This window comes from Kineococcus sp. AC630 (assembly GCF_979255925.1).
Genome location: NZ_CEEDMJ010000025.1, coordinates 1 through 26,396, shown reverse-complemented (window position 1 = coordinate 26,396; position 26,396 = coordinate 1). Strand labels below are relative to the sequence as shown.

Annotated in this window: 23 protein-coding genes; all 23 read right to left on the bottom strand. The window is 72.3% G+C overall.

Annotated elements, in window-relative coordinates:
* Positions 1–41: 41 nt before the first annotated feature.
* Positions 42–521, bottom strand: a complete 480-nt coding sequence (locus tag AC0I8G_RS21725; protein ID WP_471731791.1) for a hypothetical protein — start codon at positions 519–521, stop codon at positions 42–44.
* Positions 518–4,069 (bottom strand): DNA polymerase III subunit alpha, encoded by a 3,552-nt coding sequence (gene dnaE, locus AC0I8G_RS21720; RefSeq protein ID WP_471731790.1) that lies wholly within the window; start codon positions 4,067–4,069, stop codon positions 518–520. Before dnaE ends, AC0I8G_RS21725 begins: the two co-directional genes overlap by 4 nt.
* Positions 4,070–4,176: 107 nt before the next feature.
* Entirely contained in the window at positions 4,177–5,100 is a 924-nt protein-coding gene (locus AC0I8G_RS21715; protein WP_471731789.1) for an RluA family pseudouridine synthase, read from the bottom strand.
* Positions 5,093–5,656, bottom strand: coding sequence for a signal peptidase II (gene lspA, locus AC0I8G_RS21710; protein WP_471731788.1), 564 nt, complete (start codon positions 5,654–5,656; stop codon positions 5,093–5,095). Before lspA ends, AC0I8G_RS21715 begins: the two co-directional genes overlap by 8 nt.
* A gap of 84 nt (positions 5,657–5,740) precedes the next feature.
* Positions 5,741–6,214 (bottom strand): TraR/DksA family transcriptional regulator, encoded by a 474-nt coding sequence (locus tag AC0I8G_RS21705; RefSeq protein ID WP_471731787.1) that lies wholly within the window; start codon positions 6,212–6,214, stop codon positions 5,741–5,743.
* A 227-nt stretch (positions 6,215–6,441) separates the two neighbouring features.
* Positions 6,442–7,116 carry a DivIVA domain-containing protein gene (locus AC0I8G_RS21700; protein WP_471731786.1) on the bottom strand — a complete coding sequence of 225 codons (675 nt, stop codon included), beginning with the start codon at positions 7,114–7,116 and terminating at the stop codon, positions 6,442–6,444.
* A 134-nt stretch (positions 7,117–7,250) separates the two neighbouring features.
* Positions 7,251–7,556: a YggT family protein gene (locus AC0I8G_RS21695; protein ID WP_328295701.1), complete on the bottom strand. Its 306-nt coding sequence runs from the start codon at positions 7,554–7,556 to the stop codon at positions 7,251–7,253.
* A 41-nt stretch (positions 7,557–7,597) separates the two neighbouring features.
* Positions 7,598–8,173 carry a cell division protein SepF gene (locus AC0I8G_RS21690; RefSeq protein ID WP_328295700.1) on the bottom strand — a complete coding sequence of 192 codons (576 nt, stop codon included), beginning with the start codon at positions 8,171–8,173 and terminating at the stop codon, positions 7,598–7,600.
* 73 nt (positions 8,174–8,246) lie between these two features.
* Positions 8,247–8,963, bottom strand: coding sequence for a YggS family pyridoxal phosphate-dependent enzyme (locus tag AC0I8G_RS21685; RefSeq protein WP_471731785.1), 717 nt, complete (start codon positions 8,961–8,963; stop codon positions 8,247–8,249).
* The gene (gene pgeF, locus AC0I8G_RS21680; RefSeq protein ID WP_471731784.1) at positions 8,960–9,688 is read right to left on the bottom strand and encodes a peptidoglycan editing factor PgeF; all 729 of its coding nucleotides are present in this window, start codon (positions 9,686–9,688) and stop codon (positions 8,960–8,962) included. Before pgeF ends, AC0I8G_RS21685 begins: the two co-directional genes overlap by 4 nt.
* Before the next feature lie 15 nt (positions 9,689–9,703).
* Positions 9,704–11,143, bottom strand: a complete 1,440-nt coding sequence (ftsZ, locus tag AC0I8G_RS21675; RefSeq protein ID WP_471731783.1) for a cell division protein FtsZ — start codon at positions 11,141–11,143, stop codon at positions 9,704–9,706.
* 250 nt (positions 11,144–11,393) lie between these two features.
* Complete coding sequence (locus AC0I8G_RS21670) at positions 11,394–12,347, bottom strand: cell division protein FtsQ/DivIB (protein ID WP_471731782.1); 954 nt, start codon at positions 12,345–12,347, stop codon at positions 11,394–11,396.
* Positions 12,347–13,681 (bottom strand): UDP-N-acetylmuramate--L-alanine ligase, encoded by a 1,335-nt coding sequence (gene murC / locus AC0I8G_RS21665; RefSeq protein ID WP_471731817.1) that lies wholly within the window; start codon positions 13,679–13,681, stop codon positions 12,347–12,349. The genes AC0I8G_RS21670 and murC overlap by 1 nt, the downstream gene beginning before the upstream one ends.
* A 53-nt stretch (positions 13,682–13,734) precedes the next feature.
* A complete protein-coding gene (gene murG, locus AC0I8G_RS21660; RefSeq protein WP_471731781.1) occupies positions 13,735–14,823 on the bottom strand; it encodes an undecaprenyldiphospho-muramoylpentapeptide beta-N-acetylglucosaminyltransferase in 1,089 nt (362 codons plus the stop codon).
* The gene (gene ftsW / locus AC0I8G_RS21655; protein WP_471731780.1) at positions 14,824–16,149 is read right to left on the bottom strand and encodes a putative lipid II flippase FtsW; all 1,326 of its coding nucleotides are present in this window, start codon (positions 16,147–16,149) and stop codon (positions 14,824–14,826) included. It abuts the gene before it with no gap.
* 1 nt (position 16,150) lies between these two features.
* The gene (gene murD, locus AC0I8G_RS21650; protein ID WP_471731779.1) at positions 16,151–17,719 is read right to left on the bottom strand and encodes a UDP-N-acetylmuramoyl-L-alanine--D-glutamate ligase; all 1,569 of its coding nucleotides are present in this window, start codon (positions 17,717–17,719) and stop codon (positions 16,151–16,153) included.
* Positions 17,716–18,807 (bottom strand): phospho-N-acetylmuramoyl-pentapeptide-transferase, encoded by a 1,092-nt coding sequence (mraY, locus tag AC0I8G_RS21645; RefSeq protein WP_380260044.1) that lies wholly within the window; start codon positions 18,805–18,807, stop codon positions 17,716–17,718. The genes murD and mraY overlap by 4 nt, the downstream gene beginning before the upstream one ends.
* Positions 18,804–20,291: a UDP-N-acetylmuramoyl-tripeptide--D-alanyl-D-alanine ligase gene (locus AC0I8G_RS21640; protein ID WP_471731778.1), complete on the bottom strand. Its 1,488-nt coding sequence runs from the start codon at positions 20,289–20,291 to the stop codon at positions 18,804–18,806. The genes mraY and AC0I8G_RS21640 overlap by 4 nt, the downstream gene beginning before the upstream one ends.
* Positions 20,288–21,856: a UDP-N-acetylmuramoyl-L-alanyl-D-glutamate--2,6-diaminopimelate ligase gene (locus tag AC0I8G_RS21635; RefSeq protein ID WP_471731777.1), complete on the bottom strand. Its 1,569-nt coding sequence runs from the start codon at positions 21,854–21,856 to the stop codon at positions 20,288–20,290. The genes AC0I8G_RS21640 and AC0I8G_RS21635 overlap by 4 nt, the downstream gene beginning before the upstream one ends.
* Before the next feature lie 82 nt (positions 21,857–21,938).
* Positions 21,939–23,846, bottom strand: a complete 1,908-nt coding sequence (locus tag AC0I8G_RS21630; protein WP_471731776.1) for a peptidoglycan D,D-transpeptidase FtsI family protein — start codon at positions 23,844–23,846, stop codon at positions 21,939–21,941.
* 55 nt (positions 23,847–23,901) lie between these two features.
* Positions 23,902–24,348 (bottom strand): cell division protein FtsL, encoded by a 447-nt coding sequence (ftsL, locus tag AC0I8G_RS21625; protein ID WP_471731775.1) that lies wholly within the window; start codon positions 24,346–24,348, stop codon positions 23,902–23,904.
* Positions 24,348–25,505 (bottom strand): 16S rRNA (cytosine(1402)-N(4))-methyltransferase RsmH, encoded by a 1,158-nt coding sequence (gene rsmH / locus AC0I8G_RS21620; RefSeq protein WP_471731816.1) that lies wholly within the window; start codon positions 25,503–25,505, stop codon positions 24,348–24,350. The genes ftsL and rsmH overlap by 1 nt, the downstream gene beginning before the upstream one ends.
* 196 nt (positions 25,506–25,701) lie before the next feature.
* A complete protein-coding gene (mraZ, locus tag AC0I8G_RS21615; RefSeq protein WP_328295686.1) occupies positions 25,702–26,133 on the bottom strand; it encodes a division/cell wall cluster transcriptional repressor MraZ in 432 nt (143 codons plus the stop codon).
* Between the last annotated feature and the right edge of the window lie 263 nt (positions 26,134–26,396).

Below are 26,396 nucleotides of genomic sequence, written 5' to 3'. Positions count from 1 at the left end.
GAGGACCCCGTGGGCGAGCGGGACACCGGTGAGGCTCCTCGTCAGGGTGTCCTGGTCCAGTCGAGCAGGGACTGGACCAACGTGGTGAGCGCCACGACGGCGGCGACGACGAAGGGCTGCACGAGCAGCGCGACCCACGCCTGCAGGGTGACGTGCGCGGCGTTCTCGGCGTTCGTGGGGGGCAGCGAGGTGGCGAGGCCGGCGGCCAGCAGGGCACCGGCGACGGCCCCGGCCAGCGCCGTCGCGAAGAGGACGAGGGGTTTCTCCCCGGCGCGGCGGACGACGACGATCCCGGCGGCCAGGCCGACGAGGCCGGTGAGGACGGAGAACACCCCGTCCCGGGCGATCGGGTACACCGACGTCGAGGTGACGACGGGTTCCCCCACCATCCACGTCGCCGGGTGGCGGGTGACGGCCCACCACACCACGCCGATCACGAGACCGAGCACCGCCTGCCCGAAGAGCAGCACCAGCGGGAGGCGGCCCGACCGCTGCGCAGCACCGGGGAGGGTCGTGCTCACACCAGGCACGCCGGGCCGAGGAGTTGCTTGAGGTCACCGAACAACGCCGGGCTGGGCGTCACCCGCAGCGAGTCGTCGAGACGCATGAGCGTGCCGGCGCCGCCGCCGCTCCGGGTGAGGCGCAACCGGACCTCGGTGGACCCCTTGTGGGTCTCGAGGACCGTCTTGAGCTGCTCCACGACGGGCGCGGTGCACTTCGCGGTGGGCAGGGTGACCGTCACCGGAACCCCGTCGGTGCTGGAGATGTCGGGCACGGTGAGGCCGGAGGCGTAGATCGTGGGGACCTCGTCCCGACGGTTCAACCGGCCCTTCACGACGACGACGAGGTCCTCGGCGAGCAACTGCGCGACGTCCATGTAGGACTGGGGGAAGAACAGGCACTCGATGGCCCCGGCGAGGTCCTCGACGGTGACGATGGCCCAGTAGTTGCCCTGCTTGGTCGTCTTGCGCTGCAGGCCGGTGATCATCCCCGCGATGGTGATCTGCGACCCGTCGGGACGGGACTCGTCCTCCAGCAGGGACGAGATGGACATGTCGGAGGCGTTGGCCAGCAACCGCTCCAGCCCGAAGAGGGGGTGGTCGGAGACGTAGAGGCCGAGCATCTGCCGTTCGTGGGCGAGGAGTTCGGCCTTCTCCCACTCGGGGATGTCGGGGATCTCGACCTGGAACCCGCTGGCCCCGTCGTCGTCACCGCCGAGCCCGGCGAAGAGGTCGAACTGGCCGATGGCCTCGTTGCGCTTGACTCCGACGACGGCGTCCACCGCGTCCTCGTGCGTGGCGACCAGCGCGCGACGGACGTGGCCGAGGGAGTCGAAGGACCCGGCCTTGATGAGGGACTCGATGGTCCGCTTGTTGCAGACGACCGCGGGGACCTTGGTGAGGAAGTCGGTGAACGACTCGAAGCGGCCCTTCGCCTGGCGGGCCTCGACGATCCCGTCGACGACGTTGGCGCCGACGTTGCGGATGGCGGTGAGCCCGAAGCGGATGTCGGTGCCGACCGCGGTGAAGTTCGCGCTCGACTCGTTGACGTCCGGCGGGAGCACCTGGATGCCCATGCGACGGCACTCGTTGAGGTACAGCGCCGACTTGTCCTTGTCGTCGCGCACCGAGGTGAGGACGGCGGCCATGTACTCCGCCGGGTAGTTGGCCTTGAGGTAGCCCGTCCAGTAGGAGACCAGGCCGTAGGCCGCCGAGTGCGCCTTGTTGAAGGCGTAGTCGGAGAACGGGACCAGGATGTCCCAGAGCGCCTTGACGCACTCCTTGGAGAAGCCGTTGTCCAGCATCCCCTTCTCGAAGCCGACGTACTCGGCGTCGAGGACCTCGCGCTTCTTCTTGCCCATCGCGCGGCGCAGCAGGTCGGCGCTGCCGAGGGAGTACCCGGCGACCTTCTGCGCGATCGACATGACCTGCTCCTGGTACACGATCAGGCCGTAGGTCGTGCCGAGGATCTCCTTGAGGGGTTCCTCGAGCTCGGGGTGGATCGGGGTGATCGGCTCCTGGCCGTTCTTGCGCCGGGCGTAGGCGGTGTGCGAGCCCGCCCCCATCGGCCCCGGGCGGTACAGCGCACCGACGGCGGAGATGTCCTCGAAGTTGTCGGGGCGCATGAGGCGCAGCAGCGAGCGCATCGGGCCGCCGTCGAACTGGAACACCCCGAGCGTGTCGCCGCGGCCGAGCAGTTCGAACGTCGCCGGGTCGTCGAGCTCGAGGGCGTCGAGGTCGACGGGGTCCTTGCCGTTGGCGATGACGTTCTTCAACGCGTCGTCGAGGATCGTGAGGTTGCGCAGGCCGAGGAAGTCCATCTTGACCAGCCCGAGCGTCTCGCACGTCGGGTAGTCGAACTGGGTGATGATCGCGCCGTCGGCTTCGCGCTTCATGATCGGGATCAGGTCGATCAGGGGGTCCGAGGACATGATGACGCCGGCCGCGTGCACGCCCCACTGGCGCTTCAGGCCCTCGAGACCACGCGCGGTGTCGACGACCTTCACGACCTCGGGGTCGGACTTGTAGAGCTCGCGGAACTCCCCCGCCTCGGAGTACCGCTTGTGGTTCGGGTCGAAGATCCCGGCCAGCGGGATGTCCTTGCCCATCACGGCCGGCGGCATCGTCTTGGTGATCCGGTCGCCCATGGAGAAGGGGAACCCGAGGACGCGCGAGGAGTCCTTGACGGCCTGCTTGGCCTTGATCGTGCCGTAGGTGACGATCTGCGCGACGCGATCGGTGCCGTACTTCTCGACCACGTACTGGATGACCTCACCGCGGCGACGTTCGTCGAAGTCGACGTCGAAGTCGGGCATGGACATGCGCTCGGGGTTGAGGAAGCGCTCGAAGAACAGACCGTGGCGCAACGGGTCCAGGTCGGTGATCCCCATGGCGTAGGCGGCCATCGACCCCGCGCCCGAGCCACGGCCCGGCCCGACCCGGATGCCGTTCTCCTTGGACCAGTTGATGAAGTCGGCGACGACGAGGAAGTACCCGGGGTACCCCTTGGAGACGATGACCTCGATCTCGTACTCCGCCTGCGCGCGGACGTCGTCGGGGATGCCGCCCGGGTAGCGGTGCGCCAGCCCGGTCCAGACCTCCTTGATGAACCAGCTCTCCTCGTTCTCCCCCTCGGGGCAGGGGAAGCGCGGCATGTAGGCGCCGGTCGACTCGGTGAAGGAGACGTCGCAGCGCTCGGCGATGAGGAGGGTGTTGTCGCAGGCCTCGGGGTGGTCGCGCCACACGTGGCGCATCTCGGCGGGGCTCTTGAGGTAGAACTCGTCGGCGTCGAACTTGAAGCGCTTCGGGTCGGCCAGCGTCGAGCCGGACTGCACGCAGAGCAGGGCCTCGTGCGCCTTGAAGTCCTCGGCCTTGGTGTAGTGCAGGTCGTTGGTGGCCAGCAGCGGGAGGTCGAGGTCCTTCGCGAGCTTCAGCAGGTCGTCCTGGACGCGGCGCTCGATGTCGAGGCCGTGGTCCATCAGCTCGCAGAAGAAGTTGTCCTTGCCGAAGATGTCGCGGTACTCCGCGGCGGCCTTGCGGGCCTCGTCGTACTGGCCGAGCCGCAACCGGGTCTGGACCTCGCCCGAGGGGCAGCCCGTCGTGGCGATGAGCCCAGAGGAGTACTTCGAGAGCAGTTCGCGGTCCATGCGGGGCTTGTAGAGGAAGCCCTCCAGGCTGGCCAGGCTGCTCATCTTGAAGAGGTTGTGCATGCCGGCGGTGTTCTCGGCCAGCATCGTCATGTGGGTGTAGGACCCGGCCCCGGAGACGTCGTCGCCCGAGCGGCCGTTGGGGTCGCCCCACTTCACGCGGGTCTTGTCCTGGCGGGCGGTGCCCGGCGTGAGGTAGGCCTCGACCCCGATGATCGCCTTGACCCCGTGCTTCTTGGCGGTCTTCCAGAAGTCGTAGGCGCCGAAGACGAAGCCGTGGTCGGTCGTCGCGACCGCCGGCATCCCCATCTCCGCGGCGGTGCGGAACAGGTCGTCCACCTTGGCCGCACCGTCCAGCATCGAGTACTCGGTGTGGACGTGCAGGTGGGCGAAGGAGTCGCCGCTGGACGAACCGGATGCCATGGGGGTGCGCCTCCAGGTGGGTCGGCCGGCCGGGTGGGCGCCTGGCCGTGCCTGTCGATGGTAAGTGCCGGCCCGGACACGGACCCGACCCGACACACGTCCGCGCCTCAGTCGGCGAGGCGCTCCAGGGCGGTGGTCAGGTCGAGCGGGTAGCTGCTCGTGAACTCGACGGGCCGGCCCGTCCCGGGGTGCTCGAAACCGAGCCGGACGGCGTGCAGCCACTGGCGCTGCAGGCCGAGACGGGCGGCGAGCGTGGGGTCGGCGCCGTAGCTCATGTCCCCGACGCAGGGGTGGCGCAGCGCGGAGAAGTGGACGCGGATCTGGTGGGTGCGCCCCGTCTCCAGGTGCACCTCGCAGAGCGCGGCGGAGCGGAAGGCCTCCATCACCTCGTAGTGGGTGACGGACGGTTTGCCCTCGGCCATGACCGCGAACTTGTAGGTCCCCCCGGGGTGGCGGCCGATGGGGGCGTCGATGGTGCCCCGCAAGGGATCGGGGTGGCCCTGGACGAGCGCGTGGTAGACCTTCTCGACCGTCCGCTCCTTGAAGGCGCGCTTCAGGGCGGAGTAGGCGTGCTCGCTCTTGGCGACCACCATCAGACCCGACGTGCCGACGTCGAGGCGGTGCACGACCCCTTGGCGTTCCGCCGATCCCGACGTGGCGATGGTGTACCCCGCGCCCATCAGCCCGCCGACGACGGTCGGGCCGGTCCAGCCGGGGCTGGGGTGGGCCGCCACCCCGACGGGCTTGTCGACGACGACGAGGTCGTCGTCGTCGTGCACGATGGTCAGCCCGTCGATCACCTCGGCCACGGCGGTCGGTGCGCCGACCGGGTCGGGCACCTCGACCTCGAGCCAGGACCCGGCGGTGAGGCGGTCGGACTTGCCGACGGCGCGGCCGTCGAGCAGGACCCCACCGGTGGCCGCGATCTCGGCGGCCCGGGTGCGGGAGAACCCGAGGAGTCGGGACAGGCCCGCGTCGACGCGTTCCCCCTCGAGACCGTCGGGGACCGGGAGACTGCGCTGTTCAGGCATCGTTCGCCGCTTTCTCGGGGCGCGTCTCGCGGGTGCCGTCGAGGCCCACCCCGCGGATCGCGAGGATGGCGATGAGGACGGCCGCGACGCAGATGCTCGAGTCCGCGACGTTGAAGATCGGCCAGTGCGGCAGCTGCAGGAAGTCCACGACGTGGCCGCGGGCGAACCCGGGTTCGCGCAGCAGCCGGTCGGCGAGGTTGCCGGTGGCACCGGCGAGCAGGAAGCCGAAGGCCAGGGCCCAGGCGGTGCTGCGCAGCCTGCGGGACAACCGCACGACCACGACGACGACGGCCGCGGCGAGGACGGTGAAGATCCAGGTGCTGCCGGTGGCGAAGCTGAACGCCGCTCCGGGGTTGCGGATCAGGTGGAACTGCAACGCCGTGCCGACGAAGGGCTGCACCACACCGGGTTCGAGGTTCGCGACGGCGAGGACCTTGGTGACCTGGTCGAGGGCGAAGACGACCACCCAGACGAGGAAGGTCCACAGCGTGCGGCGTGGGTGCCGGGCGTCGGTCCCCGGGGGGGACGGCTCCGGGGACTGAGAGGCATCGGTCATGGCGGCCCCAGTCTCCCACGCCCCGCTCCCCCTCCCGGTCCGCGATCCCGCCGGTCGCCCGGCGGGCTCACGGACCGGGGAGGCTCAGCGGCGCTCGGCGCGGGACTTGCAGGTCATGCACTGGGTGACGCGCGGGAAGGCCTGCAGGCGTGCCTTGCCCACGGGGCCGCTGCAGGACTCGCACACGCCGAAGACCCCTGACCCCATGCGGACCAGTGCGCGCTGGGTCTGCTCGAGCAGTTCGCGGGCGTTGTTGGCGATCGTCATCTCGTGCTCGCGACCGGCCGTGGTGGCACCGTGGTCGACCTGGTCGTCGCCGGCCCCCTCGCCGCCGGAACGGACCAGCGCGGAGAAGGACGAGTTGGCGTCGTCGAGCTGGTGGGTGAGGCGGTCGACCTCGCTCTGGAGTTCCGCGCGGACCTCGTCGAGCTCGGCCGGGGTCCAGGCCTCCTCGGAGTCCTTGACCGGCAGCTCACGCACCGCAGCGGCGCGGACGGCCCGTCCGGTGATCCCCGTGGACGCTCCCGCGGTCGCGGTTCCTGCAGACACCCCGTGCATGGTGGTCCCCCCTCGTCGAGCGCGGCGGCCGTTGCCGCGTGCGGGAGACACTAGGGACTATCACCCTCTGTAAGCAACCGGAAACGGAAAGTCGCCGAAATTCGACTGTTCGGCTGGCCTGGATAGTGGTCACGGAGTGTCACGACAGCGGAACGACACCGGAACGACGACAGCCGCCGACCCCCGGGTCACGGGGAGCGGCGGCTGTCGGGTCGGTGCGGCTGGGGTCAGCGGATGACCGCGTCGTCGGGAACGACGCGCGCGACACGACGCAGGTCCTCGAGCTGGGTCGCGATGAACTGCTCGAGCTGCTCGCGGTAGGTCGTCTCCCGGCCGTGCAGCTCGTGGATGACGCCCTCGAGGGCGTGCTTGCGGCCCTCGAGCTCACCCAGCGTGCGGTCGCGGCGGGCTTCCGCCTCGGACACGACCTGCTGGGCCTGCTCCTGGGCCGAGGCGACGAGCGCGTCGCGCTGCGACTCGCCCTCACGGACGTACTCGTCGTGCAGGCGCTGCGCGAGCGCGATGACCCCGGCGGCACGCGCGGTGGGATCGTCACCCGGGGCGCCCGGCTGGACGGTGGCCGCAGGGGTCTCCTGGACGGGCTCGGGCTCCGGGAGCGGTTCGGGCTCCGGGGCCGCAACGGGCTCCGGCTCCTTCTCGAACACGACCTCGGAGGCCGGCGCGGGGACCTCCGCGGCCTGGGCACCCGCGCGCGTCAGCTCGGAGACCCGGGCCTGGCACTGGTTGAGCTGACCGCGCAGCTCGGCGTTCTCGCCGTTGAGACGGCGCAGCTCGGCGACGACCTCGTCGAGGAAGTCGTCGACCTCGTCCTGGGCGTAGCCCTCGCGTACCCGCGTGGGGTTGAAACGCTTCTCGACGACTTCTTCGGGAGTGAGCGGCATCTCCACACCTCTGCTGATGGACCGCCCCGGACGGACGGCTGACCTCGGTCAACGGTAGCCCACGTGATCGTCGGGACCCTGCGGGTGGTGCGGCCGGGCCCGCGTACGGCCCCAACCCTCGCCTGCGCGGGAGGTCAGGACAACGCGGCGGTCCTCGCCAGACCCTCGAAGGTGGGCATCAGGATCGAGCACAGGATGGCCAGCACCAGGAAGGCCAGGTCCAGCTGCACGGCACCGAGACGCAGCGGCGGCAGGATCCGCCGCAGCAGCTTCAGCGGCGGGTCGGTCACCGTGTACACGGCCTCCGCCCCCACCAGCACCGGACCCCGCGGCCGCCACTCGCGCGAGAGCGCCTGGACCCAGTCGAGGACCAACCTGCCGATGAGGCAGATGAAGAAGATCAGGACGATGAACTCGGCGAGCTTGAAGACCACGGCCACGGATTCATCCTGCCTGATGGCGCTGTGTGGTCACGACCAGTTCAGGACTGGTTGAAGAAGGTTCGCTCGGTCGGGCGTTCCTCCTCCTGGGAGGCGACCTCGACGTTGGCCGGCGAGAGCAGGAAGACCTTGTTGGTCACACGCTCTATCGCGCCGTGGAGGCCGAAGACCAGACCGGCCGAGAAGTCGACCAGACGCTTGGCGTCGGAGTCGTCCATGTCGGTGAGGTTCATGATCACGGGGACGCCCTCGCGGAACGACTCGCCGATGGTCTTGGCCTCGTTGTAGGTCCGCGGGTGGATCGTGGTGATCCGGTGCAGCTCGGCGACGGACGAGGACGACGTCTGGGGAACCACGTGGGCCACCTGCTTCCTGATCGGGGTCACCTGGGCCGTGGTCGTCGAAGGGCTGGGCCGACGTTCGACGGACAGGTCCGGTCGCGGCTCGTGCCGGACCTCGGGTCGGGCTTCCTGCCGCGACTCGTGCCGGGACTCGGTGCGCACCTCACGGGCGGGCTCGGTCCGGGGACGCGACTGTTCCACCTCGCCGTCCTCGGCGTAGCGGTCGTCCTCCGCGAGGCCGAGGTAGACCATCGCATTGCGCAGCGCGCCGGCCATCGCAGGCTCCTCGGGATGTGCTCGATCTCGTCCTGTGTCGTGCGTCCGGCCAAGGGACCGGACATGAGGGACGCTACCGCGCAGGAGGGCGCGATCCCAGGATGGCACTGCCGACACGCAGGTGTGTCGCGCCGGCGGCCACGGCCTGCTCGAGGTCACCGCTCATCCCCGCCGAGAGCTCGACCGCCCCGGGGTGGTGCCCGCGCAGGCGCTGCGCGGTCCGGGCCAGCACCTCGAAGGCGGCACCCGGGTCCACCCCCAGCGGCGCCACGGCCATCAACCCGCGCAGACGGAGGGCGTCGTGCCCGGCCACCGCGTCGGCGACGCGGAACACGTCCTCCCCCGCGGCGCCCCCGCGACCGGTGTCCCCGGTGAGCCCGAGAGCGGTGGCGAGGTCCACCTGCACGAAGCAACCAAGTTCCCGGCCCTCCTGCGCCGCAGCGTGTCCGAGCGCCTCAGCGAGCTTGATCCGGTCCACCGAGTGCACGGAGTCGGCGTAGCGGGCGACCGAACGCGCTTTGTTGCTCTGCAGTTGACCGACGAAGTGCCAGTGCAGGTCGGGGAACTCCGACGCCAGTTCACCAGCCTTCGCCGACGCCTCCTGGTCGCGGTTCTCCCCCACGTCGCGCACCCCGAGGTGGGCCAGCACGCGGACGTCCACGGCCGGGAAGAACTTCGTGACGACGACGAGGGTGAGTCCGGCGGGAGCACGTCCGGCGGAGCGCGCCGCGGCGGCGATCCGGTCCCGGACCGCGGCGAGGTTCGAGGAGAGTTCCTGGTCGCGGTTCACCGGAGCACCACGACGCCCCCGCTGCGGCCGGTCCGGCCGTCGCGCCGGTAGGAGAACAGGTCGTCATGCTCGTAGGTGCAGCGCCCGACCGATGTCGCCACGACCCCGAGGTCGTGCAGTTGCGCGAGCACGCCGGCGGCCACGTCGACGGCGGGGGTCCCCCACCGGGTCCGCGCGCGGGCGGCCGGGACCCGCTCCGCGACGTCGTCGGCCATCTGCTGCGGGACCTCGTAGCAGCCGCCGCAGATGGAGGGGCCGAGGACCGCGGTGATGTCGGTGGCTCCGCGTGCGCGCAGAGCGGCGACGACGGCGGGGACGACCCCGGCGAGCAGGCCCGGGCGGCCGGCGTGCGCGACGCCCACGAGTCCCGCCGCGGGGTCGGCCAGCAGGACGGGGACGCAGTCGGCGACGACGACGGTCAGGGCGAGACCGCGGACGGAGGTCACGAGGGCGTCGGCACGGGGGGTCCCCGTCGCCGGGGCGCTCGTCACCTCGACGACGTCGGCCCCGTGGACCTGCTCACCCACGACGAGACGGGTGGCGCCCACGGCGCGGCGCACCGCGTCCCGGTGCGCGGCGACCGCGTCGGGATCGTCACCGACGTGGTCCCCGAGGTTCAGACCGTCGTAGGGCGCACGGCCGGAGCCGCCCGCACGGGTGGTGAACCCACCGTGGACGCCGACCGGGAGGCCGGCGTCCACGAGGGGGACGTGCTGTTCAACCACGGGGACGCCCGGACCTCACTTGAGGAAGTCGGGCACGTCCAGGTCGTCCTCCTCGGGACGCGGACGTCCCGGACGCCGCACGGACGCGGTGTCCTGGGGCAGCTCGATGATCCGCGGGACCTGGACCGGGTCCTCACCGGGCACGACCTGAGGCGCCTGCTGGGCCGCGGGCTGCTGCTGGGGCGCGTGCTGCGCCGGCTGCTGGCCGTACTGCGAGGGGGCGTACTGCGGCTGGGAGTACTGCGAGGGGGCGTACTCCTGCTGACCGTAGGGACGCGACGGAGCCTGCGCGTAGGCGGGCTGCGCCGGGGCCTGCGGCTGCTGGGCGGGCGGCTGCTGGGCCGGCTGCTGCTGGGCCGGGGGCTGCTGCTCGGAGTACTGCGGCTGGGCCGGGGCCACCGGTGCACCCCAGGTGTCCGGACGCGTGGTGCGCGGCGGAACGGCGCTGCCCTGCTGCGGACGACCCGAGACCTGGCCGAGCGCACGCTCGTCGCGGCGACGGACGGGGGTGCCGGAGTCGAAGCCCGCGGCGATGACCGTGACGCGCACCTCGTCACCGAGGGCGTCGTCGATGACCGCACCGAAGATGATGTTGGCCTCGGGGTGCGCGGCCTCCTGGACGAGGCGGGCGGCCTCGTTGATCTCGTAGAGACCGAGGTCGGAACCACCCTGGATGGACAGCAGGACGCCGTGCGCGCCGTCGATGCTCGCCTCGAGCAGCGGGGAGGAGATCGCCGACTCCGCGGCCTGGATGGCGCGGTCGTCGCCCCGGGCCGAACCGATTCCCATGAGGGCCGAACCGGCCCCCTGCATGACCGACTTCACGTCGGCGAAGTCGAGGTTGATGAGACCCGGCGTGGTGATGAGGTCGGTGATGCCCTGGACACCGGAGAGCAGCACCTGGTCGGCCGAGCGGAAGGCGTCGAGGATGCTGACCTGCTTGTCGGAGATCGACAGCAGCCGGTCGTTCGGGATGACGATCAGGGTGTCGACCTCGTCGCGGAGTTCCGCGATGCCGCTCTCGGCCGAGTTCGCGCGGCGGCGACCCTCGAACGTGAACGGGCGGGTGACGACACCGATGGTCAGGGCGCCGAGCGAGCGCGCGATGCGGGCCACGACGGGTGCGCCACCGGTACCGGTGCCACCGCCCTCGCCCGCGGTGACGAAGACCATGTCGGCGCCCTTGAGCACCTCTTCGATCTCCTCCGCGTGGTCCTCGGCGGCCTTGCGGCCGACCTCGGGGTCGGCGCCGGCGCCGAGCCCGCGCGTGAGTTCACGACCGACGTCGAGCTTGACGTCGGCGTCGGACATGAGGAGCGCCTGCGCATCGGTGTTGACGGCGATGAACTCGACGCCCTTGAGGCCGACCTCGATCATCCGGTTGACCGCGTTCACACCGCCGCCGCCGACGCCGACGACCTTGATGACCGCTAGGTAGTTCTGCGGAGCTGCCACGGTGAGTGCCTCTCGCCTCTTTCGCCTGGGTTCTTGCTTCTCGGGGCTGTGGTGCCAACCCTGACCCTCAAGTAGAGGGTCAACGTTATGTCACTTCTGCTGGGTGGTGACCGTAGGGAGCGAAGCGGGTGAACTGCAACAGCTGGCACGGCGTGTCGCGACAACACCCTGGACGGATCTGGGATCAGGGGCACATATGACTCAGTGTGATCAGCGAACTACACCTGGTGGAGGGGTGGCGGAGTCCGCGTCAGGGAGTGACGGCCGGCGCGTCGGGCGCCGAGACGTCGAGGACCTTCGCCCCGGCCGCCGTCGGGTCCTGCAGCAGCCGGAGCAGGACCTCGGCCTTGCGCTCGGGCCGGCTGTCGTCACCCCAGACGACCTCCGGGCCGTCGATCAGCCGGAACCTGACCGCGTCCGGTGTCGTCGCCGAGATCGACGCCACCTTCGAACGGACCGCGGTGGACAGCGTCGAGTTCACCGTGATGGCGGCCTGCAGGGAGTCGTTGCCGGCGCTCGCCACGTCGACGTCCACCGTCGGGACACCGGTCGGCGCGGCGTCCTCGTGGACGAGGACGGTGCCCCCACCGTCGACGAGGTCGACTCCCCCACCGGTCGAGGGGACGGCCGCGACGGCCTGCCGCTCGTGCACCGTGACGAGCAGCGTGGAGGGCCACGAACGGGTCACGTCGGTGCTCTCCACCAGCGGCAGGGAGGACACGTCGGACGCGAGCGCCCGGGTGTTCACCCGGGCCAGAGCCCGCCCCTGCTGGCCGTCCACGACGGCCTGCACCGCGGCCAGGTCGGTCCGCTCGGTCCCGGTGATGCGGACCTGGTCCACGCGCAACCACGGAGAACCGAACAACGCCCACAGACCGGCGGCGAGGACCACGACGAGACCGACCAGGACACCGATCGCGCGTCGACCGGGACGGCGGCGGCGGGCACGACGGGCCCCGGCGAGGTCGGCCACCCGCGGTCGTTGCTGACCGGCGGGGCGTCCGGGGGCCGCAGCGCCCCCCTCCACCGGACGCGGACGGGCCACCGCGGGCTTCCGCGGGGCGTGCGCCGGGGCCTGGGCGGCCGCGCGCACCGCGCGACGTCGCTGCGGGGCGCCGCTCGTCCGGGGCGCCTCGACGTCGCGCGGTGCCGGGGCGGGCGGGGACGACGGGGGCCGGCGGGGACGGGTCGGACGCGCGGGCATCAGCGGGCCGCCAGCAGGGCGAGGACCTCGGGTCCGAGCGTGGTGACGTCGCCGGCGCCGACGGTCAGGAGCAGGTCGCCGGCGCGGACGGTGCCGGCCAGGACCTCGGCCGCGGCGGAGCGGTCCGGCAGGAACCGCACGTGCCCGGGCGGCAGCGGGACGGCGTCGGCCACCGACGCGCCCGTGACGTCGGGATCGGGGTCCTCCCGCGCGACGTAGACGTCGAGGACGACGACCTCGTCGGCCAGGCCGAGGGCGCGGCCGAACTCCGTCGCGAAGGTGCGCGTGCGGCTCACCAGGTGCGGCTGGAAGACCACGACGACCCGCCCGTCCCCGGCCACCGGACGCGCGGCGCGCAGCAGCGCCTCGACCTCGGTGGGGTGGTGGGAGTAGTCGTCGACCACGCGCACGCCCGCGGCCTCGCCCTTGAGCTCGAAGCGGCGCCGGGCCCCGCCGAAGCGGGCCAGCCCCTCGAGGACGGGCACCGGGTCGGCGCCGAGCTCGACGGCCGCGCAGTAGGCGGCGGCCGCGTTGAGCAGGTTGTGGTGGCCGGGCACGACGAGGCGCAGCTCGCGCCGGTCCTCCCCGTCGAGCAGGACCGCCGAGGGCGCGACGCCCGGGCGGACGTCCTCGAGCCGCACGTCGGCGGTGCCGGCCGTCCCGTAGGTCCGGACCCGGACCCCCCGGGCCCGGGCGTGCTCGACGAGCGCGGCGGACCCGGCGTCGTCGGCGCAGGCGACGAGCAGGCCACCGGGCAGCAGCCGGGCCACGAACTCCTCGAAGGCCGCGGCGTAGGCCTCCGCGGTGCCGTAGTGGTCCAGGTGGTCGGGTTCGACGTTCGTCACGACGTCGACGACGGGGGCGTAGGCGCGGAACGACCCGTCGGACTCGTCGGCCTCGGCGACGAAGGGACCCGAACCGTCCCGGGCGCCGCCGTCGCTGCCCCCGGTGAGTTCGCCCCCGATGGCGTAGGACGGGTCCAACCCGGCGGCGGAGAGGGCGACGCCGAGCATCGAGGAGGTCGTCGTCTTGCCGTGGGTCCCCGCGACGGCGACCCCGGCCCGACCGACCATCAGGGCCGCCAGCGCCTCGGAGCGGTGCAGCACCCGCAGGCCCCGTTCCCGGGCCGCCACGAGTTCGGGGTTGCCCGCCCGGACCGCGGAGCTGACCACGAGGGTGTCCCCGGCGCCGAGGTCGCCCAGGTTCGCCGGGTCGTGCCCGACGAAGGTCGCGATCCCCAGCTCCCGCAACCGCTCCAGCGTCTCCGAGGCGGCCGAGTCGGTCCCGGAGACCTCGGCCCCGCGACCGCGCAGCAACCGGGCGATCCCGGACATGCCGACCCCGCCGATCCCCAGCAGGTGGACCCGCCCCAGGTCCTCGAGCCCGTTCACCGGGCCACCGCCTCGATGAGGTCGGCGAGCTTCTCGTCACCGTCGTGGATCCCGAACCCCGCCGCCGCCGCGGCCGCCGCGGCCAGCGCCTGCGGGTCGGTGACCAGCGGGAGGACGCGCTCGCGCACGAACGCCGCGTCGAGGTCGGCGTCGGCCACGAGGACGCCGCCGCCGGCCGCGACGACGGACTCGGCGTTGCGGCGCTGTTCGCCGTTGCCGATGGGCAGGGGGACGTACACGCCCGGCAACCCGACCGCGGTGAGTTCGCTGACGGTTCCGGCGCCGCTGCGGCAGGCGACGAGGTCCGCCGCCGCGTAGGCCGTGTCCATGCCGTCGAGGTAGTCGCGGACGACGTAGCGGCCCTCGTCGGCGCCGACGGCCAGCGGGACCTGCTTGCCCCGCCCGGAGGCGTGCAGCACCTGGACGCCGGCCGCGGTGAGCTCCGCGGCGCAGGCCCCGAAGACCTCGTTGAGCCGCTGCGCGCCCAGTGAACCGCCCGTGACCAGCAGCGTCGGCGCGTCGGGGTCGAGGCCGAGCTCGACGCGGGCCGCCCGCTTCAGCGCCGCCCGGTCGCTCGCCCGGGCCAGGGCGGTGATCTCCGAGCGCAGCGGCATCCCGGTGTGCACGGCGTGCGGCAACGGCGTGCCGGGGAACGTCACGGCGACGCTCTTCGCCCAGCGGGCGCCGAGGCGGTTCGCGATGCCCGGCAGGGCGTTCTGCTCGTGGACCACGACGGGGATCCCCGCCCGGCGGGCCGCGAGGTAGGCCGGCGTCGCGACGTAGCCGCCGAACCCGACGACGACGTCGGCCTCGACGTCCTCGAGGGCCGTCCGCGCCGCCGCGACGGCGGCGCGCAACCTGCCGGGCAACCGCAGCAGGTCGGCGGAGGGCTTGCGGGGCAACGGCACCCGGGGGACGACGGCGAGCGCGTACCCGCGTTGCGGGACGAGGCGGGCCTCGATCCCCTCGGCGGTGCCGAGCACCAGCAGACGCGAGGACGCGTCCCGGGCGCGCAGGCGGTCGGCGGTGGCGAGCAACGGGGCCACGTGGCCCGTCGTCCCCCCGCCGGCGAGCAGGACGTTCACTCAGGAACCCTTCGTCGTGCGCGTGCGCTGGGTCGGGGTCCGGCGCGGCAGCACGGCCAGCGAACGGGCGACCACCGACTCCCGGGTCCGGATGGCTTCGGGCGCACCGGGTTCGGCCCGCGCGAAGGAGAGCAGGATGCCCATCCCGAGGAGGGTCAGCACCAGGGCCGAACCACCCGCCGAGATGAAGGGCAGCGGAACGCCGATGACCGGCAGCAGGCTGAGCACCACGGCCACGTTCAACGTCGCCTGACCCAGGATCCAGGCGGCGAAACCGGCGACGGCGAGCTTGGCGTAGAAGTTCCCCGAACGCCGGACCAGGCGGAGGGTGACCAGGGCGAGCACGCCGAAGAGCGCGAGGATCGTGAGCGTCCCGGGCAGGCCGAGTTCCTCGCCGATGATCGCGAAGATGAAGTCGTTGTGGGCCTCGGGCAGCCAGGACCACTTCTCGCGGCTGGCCCCCAGGCCGAGACCCCACCACCCGCCGGAAGCGAGGGCGTACTTGCCCTGCACGGGCTGCCAGGACAGTCCCTGGGTGTCGGCCGTGCCGACGAGCCAATCCTTGACGCGACCGACCCGGTTCTCGCTCGTCACGACCAGCAACGTCGCCAGCAGGGCCCCACCCGCACCGGCGAGGGCGAACCACTTCGCCGGGACGCCGGCGACCCAGAGCATGACGGCCACGATGACCATCATGATCAACGCGGTCCCGAGGTCCTTGGTGAGCAGCACGATCCCGACCGTGAGCCCGACGGGGAGCAGCATGGCGCCGAGCAGCTTCCCCGGCTCGCCCAGCTGTTCCCGCCGTCGGGAGAGGGCGAGGGCGAGGGCGAGCACCAGCGCGACCTTGGCGGCCTCCGAGGGCTGGGCGGTGAAGGACCCGACGTGGATCCAGTTCCGGTTGCCGCCCACGGACTTGCCCAGACCGGGGACGAAGACCAGCAGCTGGAGGAACGCGGACGCGAACAGGGCGGGCAGCGCGAGCCGCTGCCAGAGTCGGGCCGGGACCCGGCTCGCGATCATCAGGACCACGGCCCCGAGGACGGCGAACGTCGCCTGGTTGCGGAAGTAGTAGTACGGGGTGCCCTTCTCGGTCAGCGACTCGACGCTGGAACTCGAGAGCACCATGACGAGTCCGATGACGACGAGCATCGCCGTGGTCCCGAGCAGCACGTGGTGGGTCGCCAACGGCGACTCCAGCAACCGGACCCGGTCGCGGACCCACTCCCCCGTCGCGTCCAGCCAGACGGGACGACGCCAGTTCGGCGCGCGCTTCCCGGCCGCCGGCGGTTTCGGGCGGGTGCGTTCCTGTCCCGTGACCGCCACGTCAGGAACCCCGGGGGAACCGTCGGGTCACGGCGGCGGCGAACTCGTCGCCGCGGTGGCCGTAGGAGCGGAACTGGTCCCAGGAGGCGCATGCCGGGGCGAGCAGCACGGTGTCGCCGGGCTGCGCGAGTTCGGCGGCGCGGGCCACCACGGCATCCATCAGGTCGCTCACCTCGCCAGTCTGCGGGAGGTCCACCTCGACCACCGGGACCTCGGGCGCGTGTCGTCGCAGCGCGTCGGCCACCAGCGCACGGTCCGCTCCCAGCAGGACCGCGCCCCGCATCCGGGGCCCGTGGGTCGTCACCAGGTCGTCGAAGGACCCGCCCTTGGCGTCCCCGCCGGCGATCCAGACGACGCTCTCGAAGGTCCCCAGCGAGGCGTTCGCGGCGTGGGGGTTGGTGGCCTTGGAGTCGTCGACCCAGCGGACCTCACCCGTCGCGGCGCTCGGCGCCGCGACGGTCGCGACCCGGTGCGGCGCAGGGCGGAACGCCCGGACCCCGTCGCGGACGGCGATCTGCGGGACGCCCGCCGCCCGGACCAGCGCGGCGGCGGCCAGGACGTTCTCGACCGTGTGCGGGGGGACGGGTTCGCTCGAGCCCTCCGGCCGCAGGTCGGCGAGGGAGCAGAGTTCCGCGGCGTTGTCCCGGCGCTGCTCGACGAACGCGCGGTCGCAGAGGACGTCCTCGACCAGCCCGAGCATCGACAGCCCCGGCACGGTGCGGGTGAACCCGATGGCCCGCGCGCCCTCGACGACGTCGGCCTCGCGGACCAGGTCCTCGGTCACCGGGTCGGCGACGTTGTAGACGCAGGCGACCTCGGTGTTCTGGTAGATCCGGCCCTTGGCGAGCGTGTAGGCCTCCATCGACCCGTGCCAGTCGAGGTGGTCCGGCGCGACGTTGAGGACGGCGGCCGCCAGCGGGCGGACGGAGTTCTCCACGTCGGTGGACAGCCAGTGCAGCTGGTAGCTGGAGAGCTCCACGGCGAGGAACTCGAAACCGTGCGGGTGGCGCAGGGCCTCGACCAGCGGGGTCCCGACGTTGCCCGCGCTGGTGGCCCGCAACCCGGCGGCGCGGAGCATCTCCGCGGCCATCTCGACCACGGTCGTCTTGCCGTTCGTGCCCGTCAGCGTCAGCCACGGCGCGGCGCCCGTCTCGGGACGCATCCGCCAGGCGAGTTCGACGTCGCCCCAGACGGGGACCCCGGCCCGGGCGGCCCCCACGAGGAGTTCGGCGTCGGGGTGCCAGCCGGGCGAGGTCACGACGAGGTCGTAGGCGTCCCACGGCTGCGGCGGGGTGGCGACGTGCTCGGGTCCCAGCAGCACGGTCGCGCCGAGGACCTCGAGCAGGCGGGCCTTCTCCTGCTGGGTCTCCCCGGTCGCGGAGTCCACCACGGCGACCTCGGCCCCCACCTCGAGCAGCGCGTCGGCCGCGGCGAAACCGGAGACCCCGATCCCGGTGACCAGGGTGCGCAGGCCGGACCAGCGGGAGGTCAGGTGGCGCAGTTCGCGCACGCGGTCGGTGTCGTCGGCGCGCGGGTTGGGGTTGCCCAGCCAGCTCTCGAACACGGTCATCCGCCCGTCACCCACTGCGCGTAGAAGACCCCGAGGCCGAGGGAGACGAACAACCCGGCGATGATCCAGAACCGGATGACGATGGTGACCTCACCCCAGCCCGCCAACTCGAAGTGGTGCTGCAACGGGGCCATCCGGAAGATGCGTTTCCTGGTCAGCTTGAACCCCCCGACCTGCAGGATCACCGACAGCGTGATGATGACGAACAACCCGCCCAGCAGGATCAGCAGGATCTGGGTGCGGGACAGGATCGCCAGCCCGGCCAGGGCACCGCCGAGGGCCAGGGACCCGGTGTCGCCCATGAAGATCTTCGCGGGGCTGGCGTTCCACCAGAGGAACCCGAAGCAGGCACCCATCACCGCGGCCGCGACGACGGCGAGGTCGCGCGGGTCGCGCACCTCGTAGCAGCGGGCCTCGACCTCGCGCAGCGTGTAGCAGCTCTGGTTGGACTGGAAGGTGCAGATCAGGACGTAGGCGGCGAGCACCATCGTCGTCGCCCCGGTCGCGAGACCGTCGAGACCGTCGGTGAGGTTCACGCCGTTGCTCACCGCCGAGGTGATGACCAGCGCCCAGACGACGAACAGGATCGTCCCACCGACGGCCCCGAACACCGCGAGGTCCAGGGAGGTGTCGCGCAGGATCGAGATGTGCGTCGACGCCGGGGTGGCGCCGCCGCGCGAGGCCGCCGGGAACTGCAGGGCCAGGACGGCGAAGACGATCCCGACGATCCCCTGACCGGCGAGCTTCGCCCGGGCCGTCAGCCCGAGGCTGCGCTGCTTGGAGATCTTGAGGAAGTCGTCGAGGAAACCGACGATCCCCAGCCCGGTCATGAGCAGGAGCACGAGCAGCCCCGACGCCGTCGGGGTCCACCCCGTGAACAGGTGCGCCGCCCCGTAGGCCAGCAGCGCGGCCAGGATGATGACGGCACCGCCCATGGTGGGGGTACCGCGTTTGGTGTGGTGGCTCGTCGGGCCGTCGTCACGGACGAACTGCCCGTACCCGCGCTTGACGAGCCAGCGGATGTAGAGCGGCGTCCCGAAGAGGGAGACGACGAGCGAGAACGCTCCCGCGATGAGGACGGTCCTCACGAGTTCGACGCCTCCGTAGCTTGCGTGCTGTCCGTGGTGCTGGTGGGGGTGCTGGTGGGGGTGCTGATGAGGGTGGTCGCGAGCCGGGCGAGGCCGGCTCCGTTCGAGGACTTCACGAGGACGACGTCGCCGGGACGCAGCCGTGGCCGCAGGAACTCCAGCGCGTCGTCGACGTCGGTGGCGAACGCCGCCTCCTCACCCCAGGAGCCCTCCATGACGGCTCCCGTGTAGATCGGGCGGGCACCGGCCCCCACGACCAGCAGCTGGTCGACGTCGAGGCGGACGACGAGTCGCCCGATCACGTCGTGCTCGTCGCGCGAGGCCGGGCCGAGTTCGAGCATCTCGCCCAGGACGGCCCAGGTGCGTCGCGTCCCCGAGGGGGTCGTGGCCATGCCGACCAGCGCCTTCAGCGCGGCCCGCACCGAGTCGGGGTTGGCGTTGTAGGCGTCGTGGACGACGGTGACCCCGTCGGCCCGTTCGACGACCTGCATGCGGCCCGGGCTGAGGTCCTCCGCGGTGGACAGCGAGGCCGCCACCTCGGCCAGGGCCCGGCCCGTCCCGAGGGCCACGGCCGCCGCGGCCAGGGCGTTGGTGACCTGGTGCTCGCCGTGCAACCGGAGCGTGACGGGGGCAGTGGCGCCGGCGTGCTGCAGGGTGAACCGCGCCCGTGCGCGGTCGTCGAGCTCGACGTCCACCGCGCGGACGTCGGCGCCCGGGCTGCGACCGAAGGTGAGGACGCGGGCCCGGGTCCGGGACGCCATCGCGGCGACGCGGTCGTCGTCGGCGTTCAGCACCGCGAGACCGTCGGCGGTCAGCGCCTCGACGAGTTCGCCCTTGGCGAGCGCCGTCGCCTCGAGGGAGCCGAACTCCCCTGCGTGCGCGGACCCGACGACCAGTTCGACGCCGACGTCGGGCGGGGCGATGGCGCAGAGGGTCGCGATGTGACCGATCCCGCGGGCGCCCATCTCGACCACCAGCGACGCCGTCGCCTCGTCGGCGCGGAGCACGGTCAGGGGCGCACCGATCTCGTTGTTGAAGCTGCCGACGGGGGCCACGACGGGACCGCCGGGCGCGAGGACGTGCGCGAGCAGGTCCTTGGTCGTGGTCTTGCCCTGGCTGCCGGTGACGCCGACGACGAGCGGGCCGGCCACTCCGGCGTGCGATGGTCTGGCGCGCAGCCGGTCGAGCACGCCCCGGGCGAGCCTCCCCAGCGCCGCGACCGCGTCGTCGACGACGACCAGGGCGGCGGCCGGGTCGAGGTCGACCACGCGTTCGCCCAGCACCACGCCCGCCCCGGCGGCCACGGCCGCAGCGGCGAAGTCGTGACCGTCGACCCGTTCCCCGGGCAGCGCGACGAACAGGGACCCGGGGACGGCGGCCCGGGAGTCGATGACGACCGGTCCGGTCACCTCGGTGGACCCGGTCCCGGCGAGGAGGCGGCCTCCGGTGAGTTCCGCCACCTCCGCCGCGGTCAGCGCGATCACGACACACCCCCTGGTAGGGCCGCGGACCTGCTCCGCTGCCACTGCTGCAACGCCGCCCCGGCGACCGCCCGGTCGTCGAAGGGCGTCACGACGCCCGCGCTCTCCTGACCCGTCTCGTGGCCCTTGCCCGCCAGCAGCACGGTGTCCCCCGGTCCGGTGCAGCGCTCGAGGGCGGCCGCGATGGCGTCGGCGCGGTCGGCGACCTCGACGACCTCGGCGTGCCCGGACCCCGCCCCGGCGAGCACGGCGGCGCGGATCGCCGCGGCGTCCTCGGAACGGGGGTTGTCGTCGGTGACCACGGCGACGTCGGCGAGGGCGGCGACGGCGGCCCCCATCAACGGCCGCTTGCCGCGGTCGCGGTCCCCGCCGGCACCGAAGACGGCGACGAGGCGACCCGGGGTGATCTCCCGCAACGCCCGGAGCACCCGCTCGAGCGCGTCGGGGGTGTGGGCGTAGTCGACGACGACGAGCGGGGCGTCCTCGGCGGCCGGGACGGGCTGCATCCGACCGGGGACGCCGTCCGCCGCGGCCAGCCCGGCCACGACCTCGGCGGGGGCCAGCCCGAGCTGCAGCGCGGCCACGACGGCCAGCGCCGCGTTCGCGACGTTGAAGTCCCCCGGCAGCGGGCAGACCAGGTCCAGGACGACGTCGCCCCGGCTCAGTCGGAACGAGCTGGAGGCCCGGCCGACGTCGACCAGGGAGACCAGCCAGTCGGTCCCGGCCGTCCCGACCGTCGTGACGGGGACGCTCGCGCGTGCGGCCAGCTGCAGACCCCACCGGTCCTCGTCCGCGGCGTCGACCCAGACGACCCCGGCCCGGGCGTGGGCGGGGGTGAAGAGCAGGGCCTTGGCGGCGAAGTAGTCGGCCATCGACCCGTGGAAGTCCAGGTGGTCCTGGGACAGGTTGGTGAACAGTGCGACGTCCACGACGAGTCCGTCGACGCGGTGCTGGGCCAGGGCGTGGCTGGAGACCTCCAGCGCGCAGCCCTGCACCCCCGCCGCGACCATCCGGGCGAGCAGCGCGTGCAGGTCGGGCGCCTCGGGGGTGGTGCGCACGCTCTCGACGCGTTCACCGGCGATGCGGGTCTCCACCGTCCCCAGCAGGCCCGTGGTCCAGCCCACCGAGCGCAGCAGCGACTCGAGCAGGTAGGCGGTGGTGGTCTTGCCGTTCGTGCCGGTGACGCCGACGGTGCGCAGGCGGTCGCCGGGGCGGCCGAAGATGCGGGCCGCGAGGTCACCGAGGACTGCGCGGGGCTCGTCCACGACGAGGACCGGCAGACCGGCGGCGGTGACGAGGCCGGCCCCGTCGGGATCGGTGAGGGCGGCGACGGCCCCCGCGGCGGCGGCCTGCGCGGCGAAGGCGGCACCGTGGACGTTGGCGCCGGGCAGGGCCGCGTAGAGGTCACCCGCGCCGACCCGACGGGAGTCGAGGGTCACCCCGGTCACCGGGGGGCCAGGAGGGGTCGTGGGACCGCCGACGAGCGAGGTACCGAGGACCTGCGCGACGTCCGAGAGGTTCAGCGGGCCGCGGGCGCCGAGAGCGTCCGGGCCGTCGTTCAACGGCACGGTGGGAGGCTACCCGTCCTCGTGGGGGCGCCCGTACCGCTCGCCCTGCGTGTCACGTCCTCGGTGCGTTCCGGTCGGCGGATCACTGCGCCCCCGTGCTGTCCGCGACGGCACCCTGGCTGATCTCGGCCTCGGCACCCTGGTCACCGCCCCAGGTCAGCGGGAGACCGGCGGCCGGTTCGGCGGACGGCGTCACCCCGCGCTGCAACAGGGCGTAGGACATGACGTCCTTGAAGACGGGGCCCGCGGCCGAACCACCGAAGTAGTTGGTCTTCGGACCTTGCAGGATCACCGCGACGACCAGTTCCGGGTCGTCGGCCGGGGCCAGTCCGATGAACGACGCGGTGTAGCCGGAGTACCGGCCGAGGTCCTGGTCGTAGCGCGAGGCGGTACCGGTCTTGCCCGCGACGAGGTAACCCGGGATCGCCGCGGCGGCAGCGGTCCCCTCCTCGCTGACCACGGCTTGCATCATGTCCCGCAACGTCTTCGCCGTCGCGGGGCTCACCACCACGGAGGAATCGCCGGCCGCTCCGGCCACGTAGTTCCCGTTCGGGTCCGACGTCCCGGCGATCAGCGTCGGTTCGATGCGGACCCCGTCGTTGGCGATGGTCGCGAAGACCGAGGCGGCCTGGACCGCGTTGACCGACAGCCCCTGGCCGAACATGACGGTGAAGCGCTGGGTTCCCGAGTAGTCATCGGGTTTGGCCACGATGCCCGCGGTCTCCCCCGGGAAGTTCAGCGTGGTCTTGCTGCCGAAACCGAAGGCCCGCTGGTACTCGTAGAGCTTCTCCGCTTCGAGCTTCTCGCCGGCCATGATCGTGCCGATGTTGCTCGACTGGGCGAGGATCCCGGCCAGAGTGAGCTTCTCGTCCCCGTGGGGGTGGGAGTCGTGGAAGACCTTGTCGAACTTCTTCAGTTCACCGGGGACCGTGAACGGCGAGTTCGCCGTGAACTCGCCCTCTTCCAGGACCGCCGCCAGGGTGACGACCTTCGCCGTCGAGCCGGGCTCGAACGCCTCGGTCAGCGCCGTGTTCAGCAGCTGGTTGTTGGTCAGGTTCGTCATGTTGGCGGGGTCGATGCTCGGGGCGCTGGCCAGGGCGAGCAGCCGCTGCTGCTTGTCCATGATGACGACGGTTCCGGAGATGGCACCGGTCTCCGCGACCTTGGCCACGATCGCCGACTGCGCCTTCCACTGCAGGTCGGAGTCGATGGTCAGGTGCAGCGAGGTGCCGTCGACGGGTTCGACGGTCTCCCTGTCTCCCAACGGGATCTCCTGACCACCGAGGCTCCGCTCGTACTTCATCGAGCCGTCCGTACCGGTGAGCAGAGTGTTCTTCGCCAGCTCCAGACCGCCGATGGGGTAGTCGCTGACGACCCCCGTCTTCTCGTCCGTGACGGGCGTGCCGAGCACCCCGACCAGGGTGGAGGAGGCCGACCCCGTCGGGTAGATCCGCTGGGTCTGGCGCTTGGAGGTGATGCCGCTGACCCCCGCGTCCGCGACCTGCTGCCACAACTCGGGGGTGATGCCGACGGCGACGACGGCGTACCGGTCCTTGGGGCGCTTCTTGGTGAGCTTCGTGGTGAGGGTCTGCTCGTCGATCCCCAGGATCGGCGCCAGCAGCGCGGCCGCGCCGGCGGGTCCCTGGCCGAGGGAGTCCTTGTACTTCGACCCGTCGGCCTGGTCGGTGTTGAACGTCTCGATCGTCGAGGGGTCGGCGATGACGTCCCGCCGTTCGACCGAGGTCGCGAGGACCACGCCCTTGTCGTCGAGGATGTCCCCGCGCTTGGCGTAGAGCTTCGTCTTCGACGTCCGCTGCTTGAGGGCGTCCTCGGCCAGGGACGACGCGTCGGCCCCCTGCAGCTGGACGAGGCGACCACCGAGGACCGTCAGCCCGAACAGGACGCCGACGCTGTAGACGCGCATCCGCATGTCGGGACGTGGCGCGCCGTCGCCGGAGCCGTGGGAGCGGTTGCGACGGAGTCGGGACACGCGGTGACCTCTCGGGACTTCGGGGCGGGCTTGTGACGCGTCGGTGGGTCGACCGTCAGTTGCTCGGGGTCTCACCCTGGGCCGGAGGGTTCGACGCCTTCGGCGCCGGTGTCGGGTCGCCGACGGCGGAGCTCCCGGTGAGGTGCACCGCGTCGGGCGCCGGGACCATGCCGAGCGTCTGCGCCTTCGCCGCGAGCTGCCCGGGCGAGGACGCGGCGGCCAGCGACTCCGCGGCCGCCTGCTGCTGGTCGGCGAGACGCTGGGACGTGACCTGCAGGTCGGTGATCTGGTAGGCGTCACCGGCGATGGCGATGTTCGTCATGAGCAGCCCGAACAGACCGAGCGTCAGCATGAGCACGCACGCGACGGGGAGCGGGATGCGCAGCCGACGGATGGCGGGCGGGGTGATGACCTGCAGTTCGGGACGGGCGGCGGCCGCGTCCTGACGCGACTTGAGCTGGCGGACCGGAGCGTTCCGGGCCGCGATCAGGGGCTGGCTCATCACGGCGTCCTTCCGTCGGTCGTGCCGGGCTCGTCCGGCTCGAGGTGGTCTGCGGTCTCGAACTGCTGGTCTTCGCGGGGGGAACCGGAGTTCCCGGGGGTTCGGCCACCGGCGCGTTTCCGGCGCCTCGACGCCGGGTCCGTTCCGGTTGAACTGTCACGATCTTCGCGGGGCAGGCGACGCACGGCGCGGAGGCGCGCCGACGCGGCGCGCGGATTCTCCGCCAGTTCCTGCTCGTCGGCGGTTTCCCCCCCGCGGGTCAGGAGTTCCGCTCGCGGGCCGGAACCCGCTGGCACGAAAGGCAGGTCGGGCGGGGCGGAACTCGTCGAGAGTTCCCGCAGCACGTTCTTGGCGATGCGGTCCTCGAGGGAGTGGAACGTCAGCACCGCGAGCCGACCGTTCGGCGCGAGCCGTTCGAACGCCGCCGGCAGCGACCGCTCCACGACGCCGAGTTCGTCGTTGACCTCGATGCGCAACGCCTGGAAAGTGCGTTTGGCCGGATTGCCGCCGGTGCGCCGGGTGGCGGCAGGAACGTTGGCGCGCACCAGGTCCACCAGTCGCGCAGAGGTGGTGAAGGGTTCCAGCTCACGTTCGCGGACGATCGCCGAGGCGATGCGCGGGGCGAAGCGCTCCTCGCCGTAGATCCGGAGGATCCGCGTCAACTGGCTGTGCGAGTAAGAGTTGAGGGCGTCGGCCGCCGTGGTGGGCGCGCCGCGGTCCATGCGCATGTCCAGGGCCGCGTCGCGGGAGTAGGAGAAACCCCGCTCGACCTCGTCGAGCTGCAGCGAGGAGACACCGAGGTCGAAGAACACCGCGTCGACGGTTTCGATCCCCAGGTCGTCCAGGGCGTCGTCGAGACCGTCGGAGACGCTGTGCACCAGGGTGACCCGGTCGGCGAACTCGTGCAGGCGGGCGGCGGCGAGTTCCAGGGCCTGCGGGTCACGGTCCATCCCGACGAGGCGGAGGTCCGGGTGGCGGCGCAGGAGTTCGTGGGCGTGCCCGCCCATGCCGAGGGTGACGTCGACGCTCACCGCGCCGGGGTGCCCCAGGGCCGGGGACAGCACCTGCGTGCAGCGCTCCAGCATCACGGAGGCGTGACGACGGGCGGCGTCGTCCGCCCTGCCCTGCGCGTCGCCCCGCGGGTCGTCCTCGTCCATCGTCGTCACCCCCCGGGTTCCTGCGTGCCACTGCTTCCTGCTGCCCCTGCGGAGCGGCGGCCGTCGGCCGCGGTCCCCATCCGCTCGTGCTCCGATGGCCCTGGCGCCGGGGAAGTGGCGTCAGGACCGGCGGGACAGAGCGGCTGGAGGCCGCGGCCGACGGTCGGTGTCTCGACCTCGATCCGGAGGTCGGGGATCACAGGATCCCCGGGAGGACCTCCTCGCGCTGGCCCGCGAAGGCGGGTTCCACCTCGTCGAGGTAGGTCTCCCAGGTCGGCAGGTCCCAGAGCTCGACGCGGGCGCCGGCACCGATGACGGCGACGTCACGTTCGAGTCCGGCGTAGGTGCGCAGCAGCGGCGGGACCGTGACCCTCCCCTGCTTGTCCGGCAGCTCGCTCGAGGCACCCGACAGGAAGACGCGCTGGTAGTCGCGCGCCTCCTTGTTGGTGAGCGGCGCCTGCCGCATCTCCTCGTGCATCTGCTGGAACTCCTGCATGGGGAAGATGTAGAGGCAGCGTTCCTGCCCCCTGGTGATGACCAGCCCGTCGAGCAACTGGTCCCGAAAACGAGCCGGGAGGATCAGTCGACCCTTGTCGTCCAGACGCGGTGTGTGGGTTCCGAGGAACACCGCGCACCCCCACCCGGACGGGTCGTCGTCCGGTCCTGGCGGACCGGACTCCTCCACCGTACTCCACTTTCCTCCACGGTCAACGTGCATCGACCCGGAGTGACGGTCTGATCGCGCCGTCGACGCAGGTCAGAGGCGTGGGGCGCCGGGGAGGGCCGGTGGAGGGCCGTGGGCTCGCCACGCAGCGCGCACGGCTCGCCAGGCCGTCCGGGAGCCCTCCGGGGAGCGGTCCGGGCGGGTCGTGGAGCGGTGTGGAGGAGCGG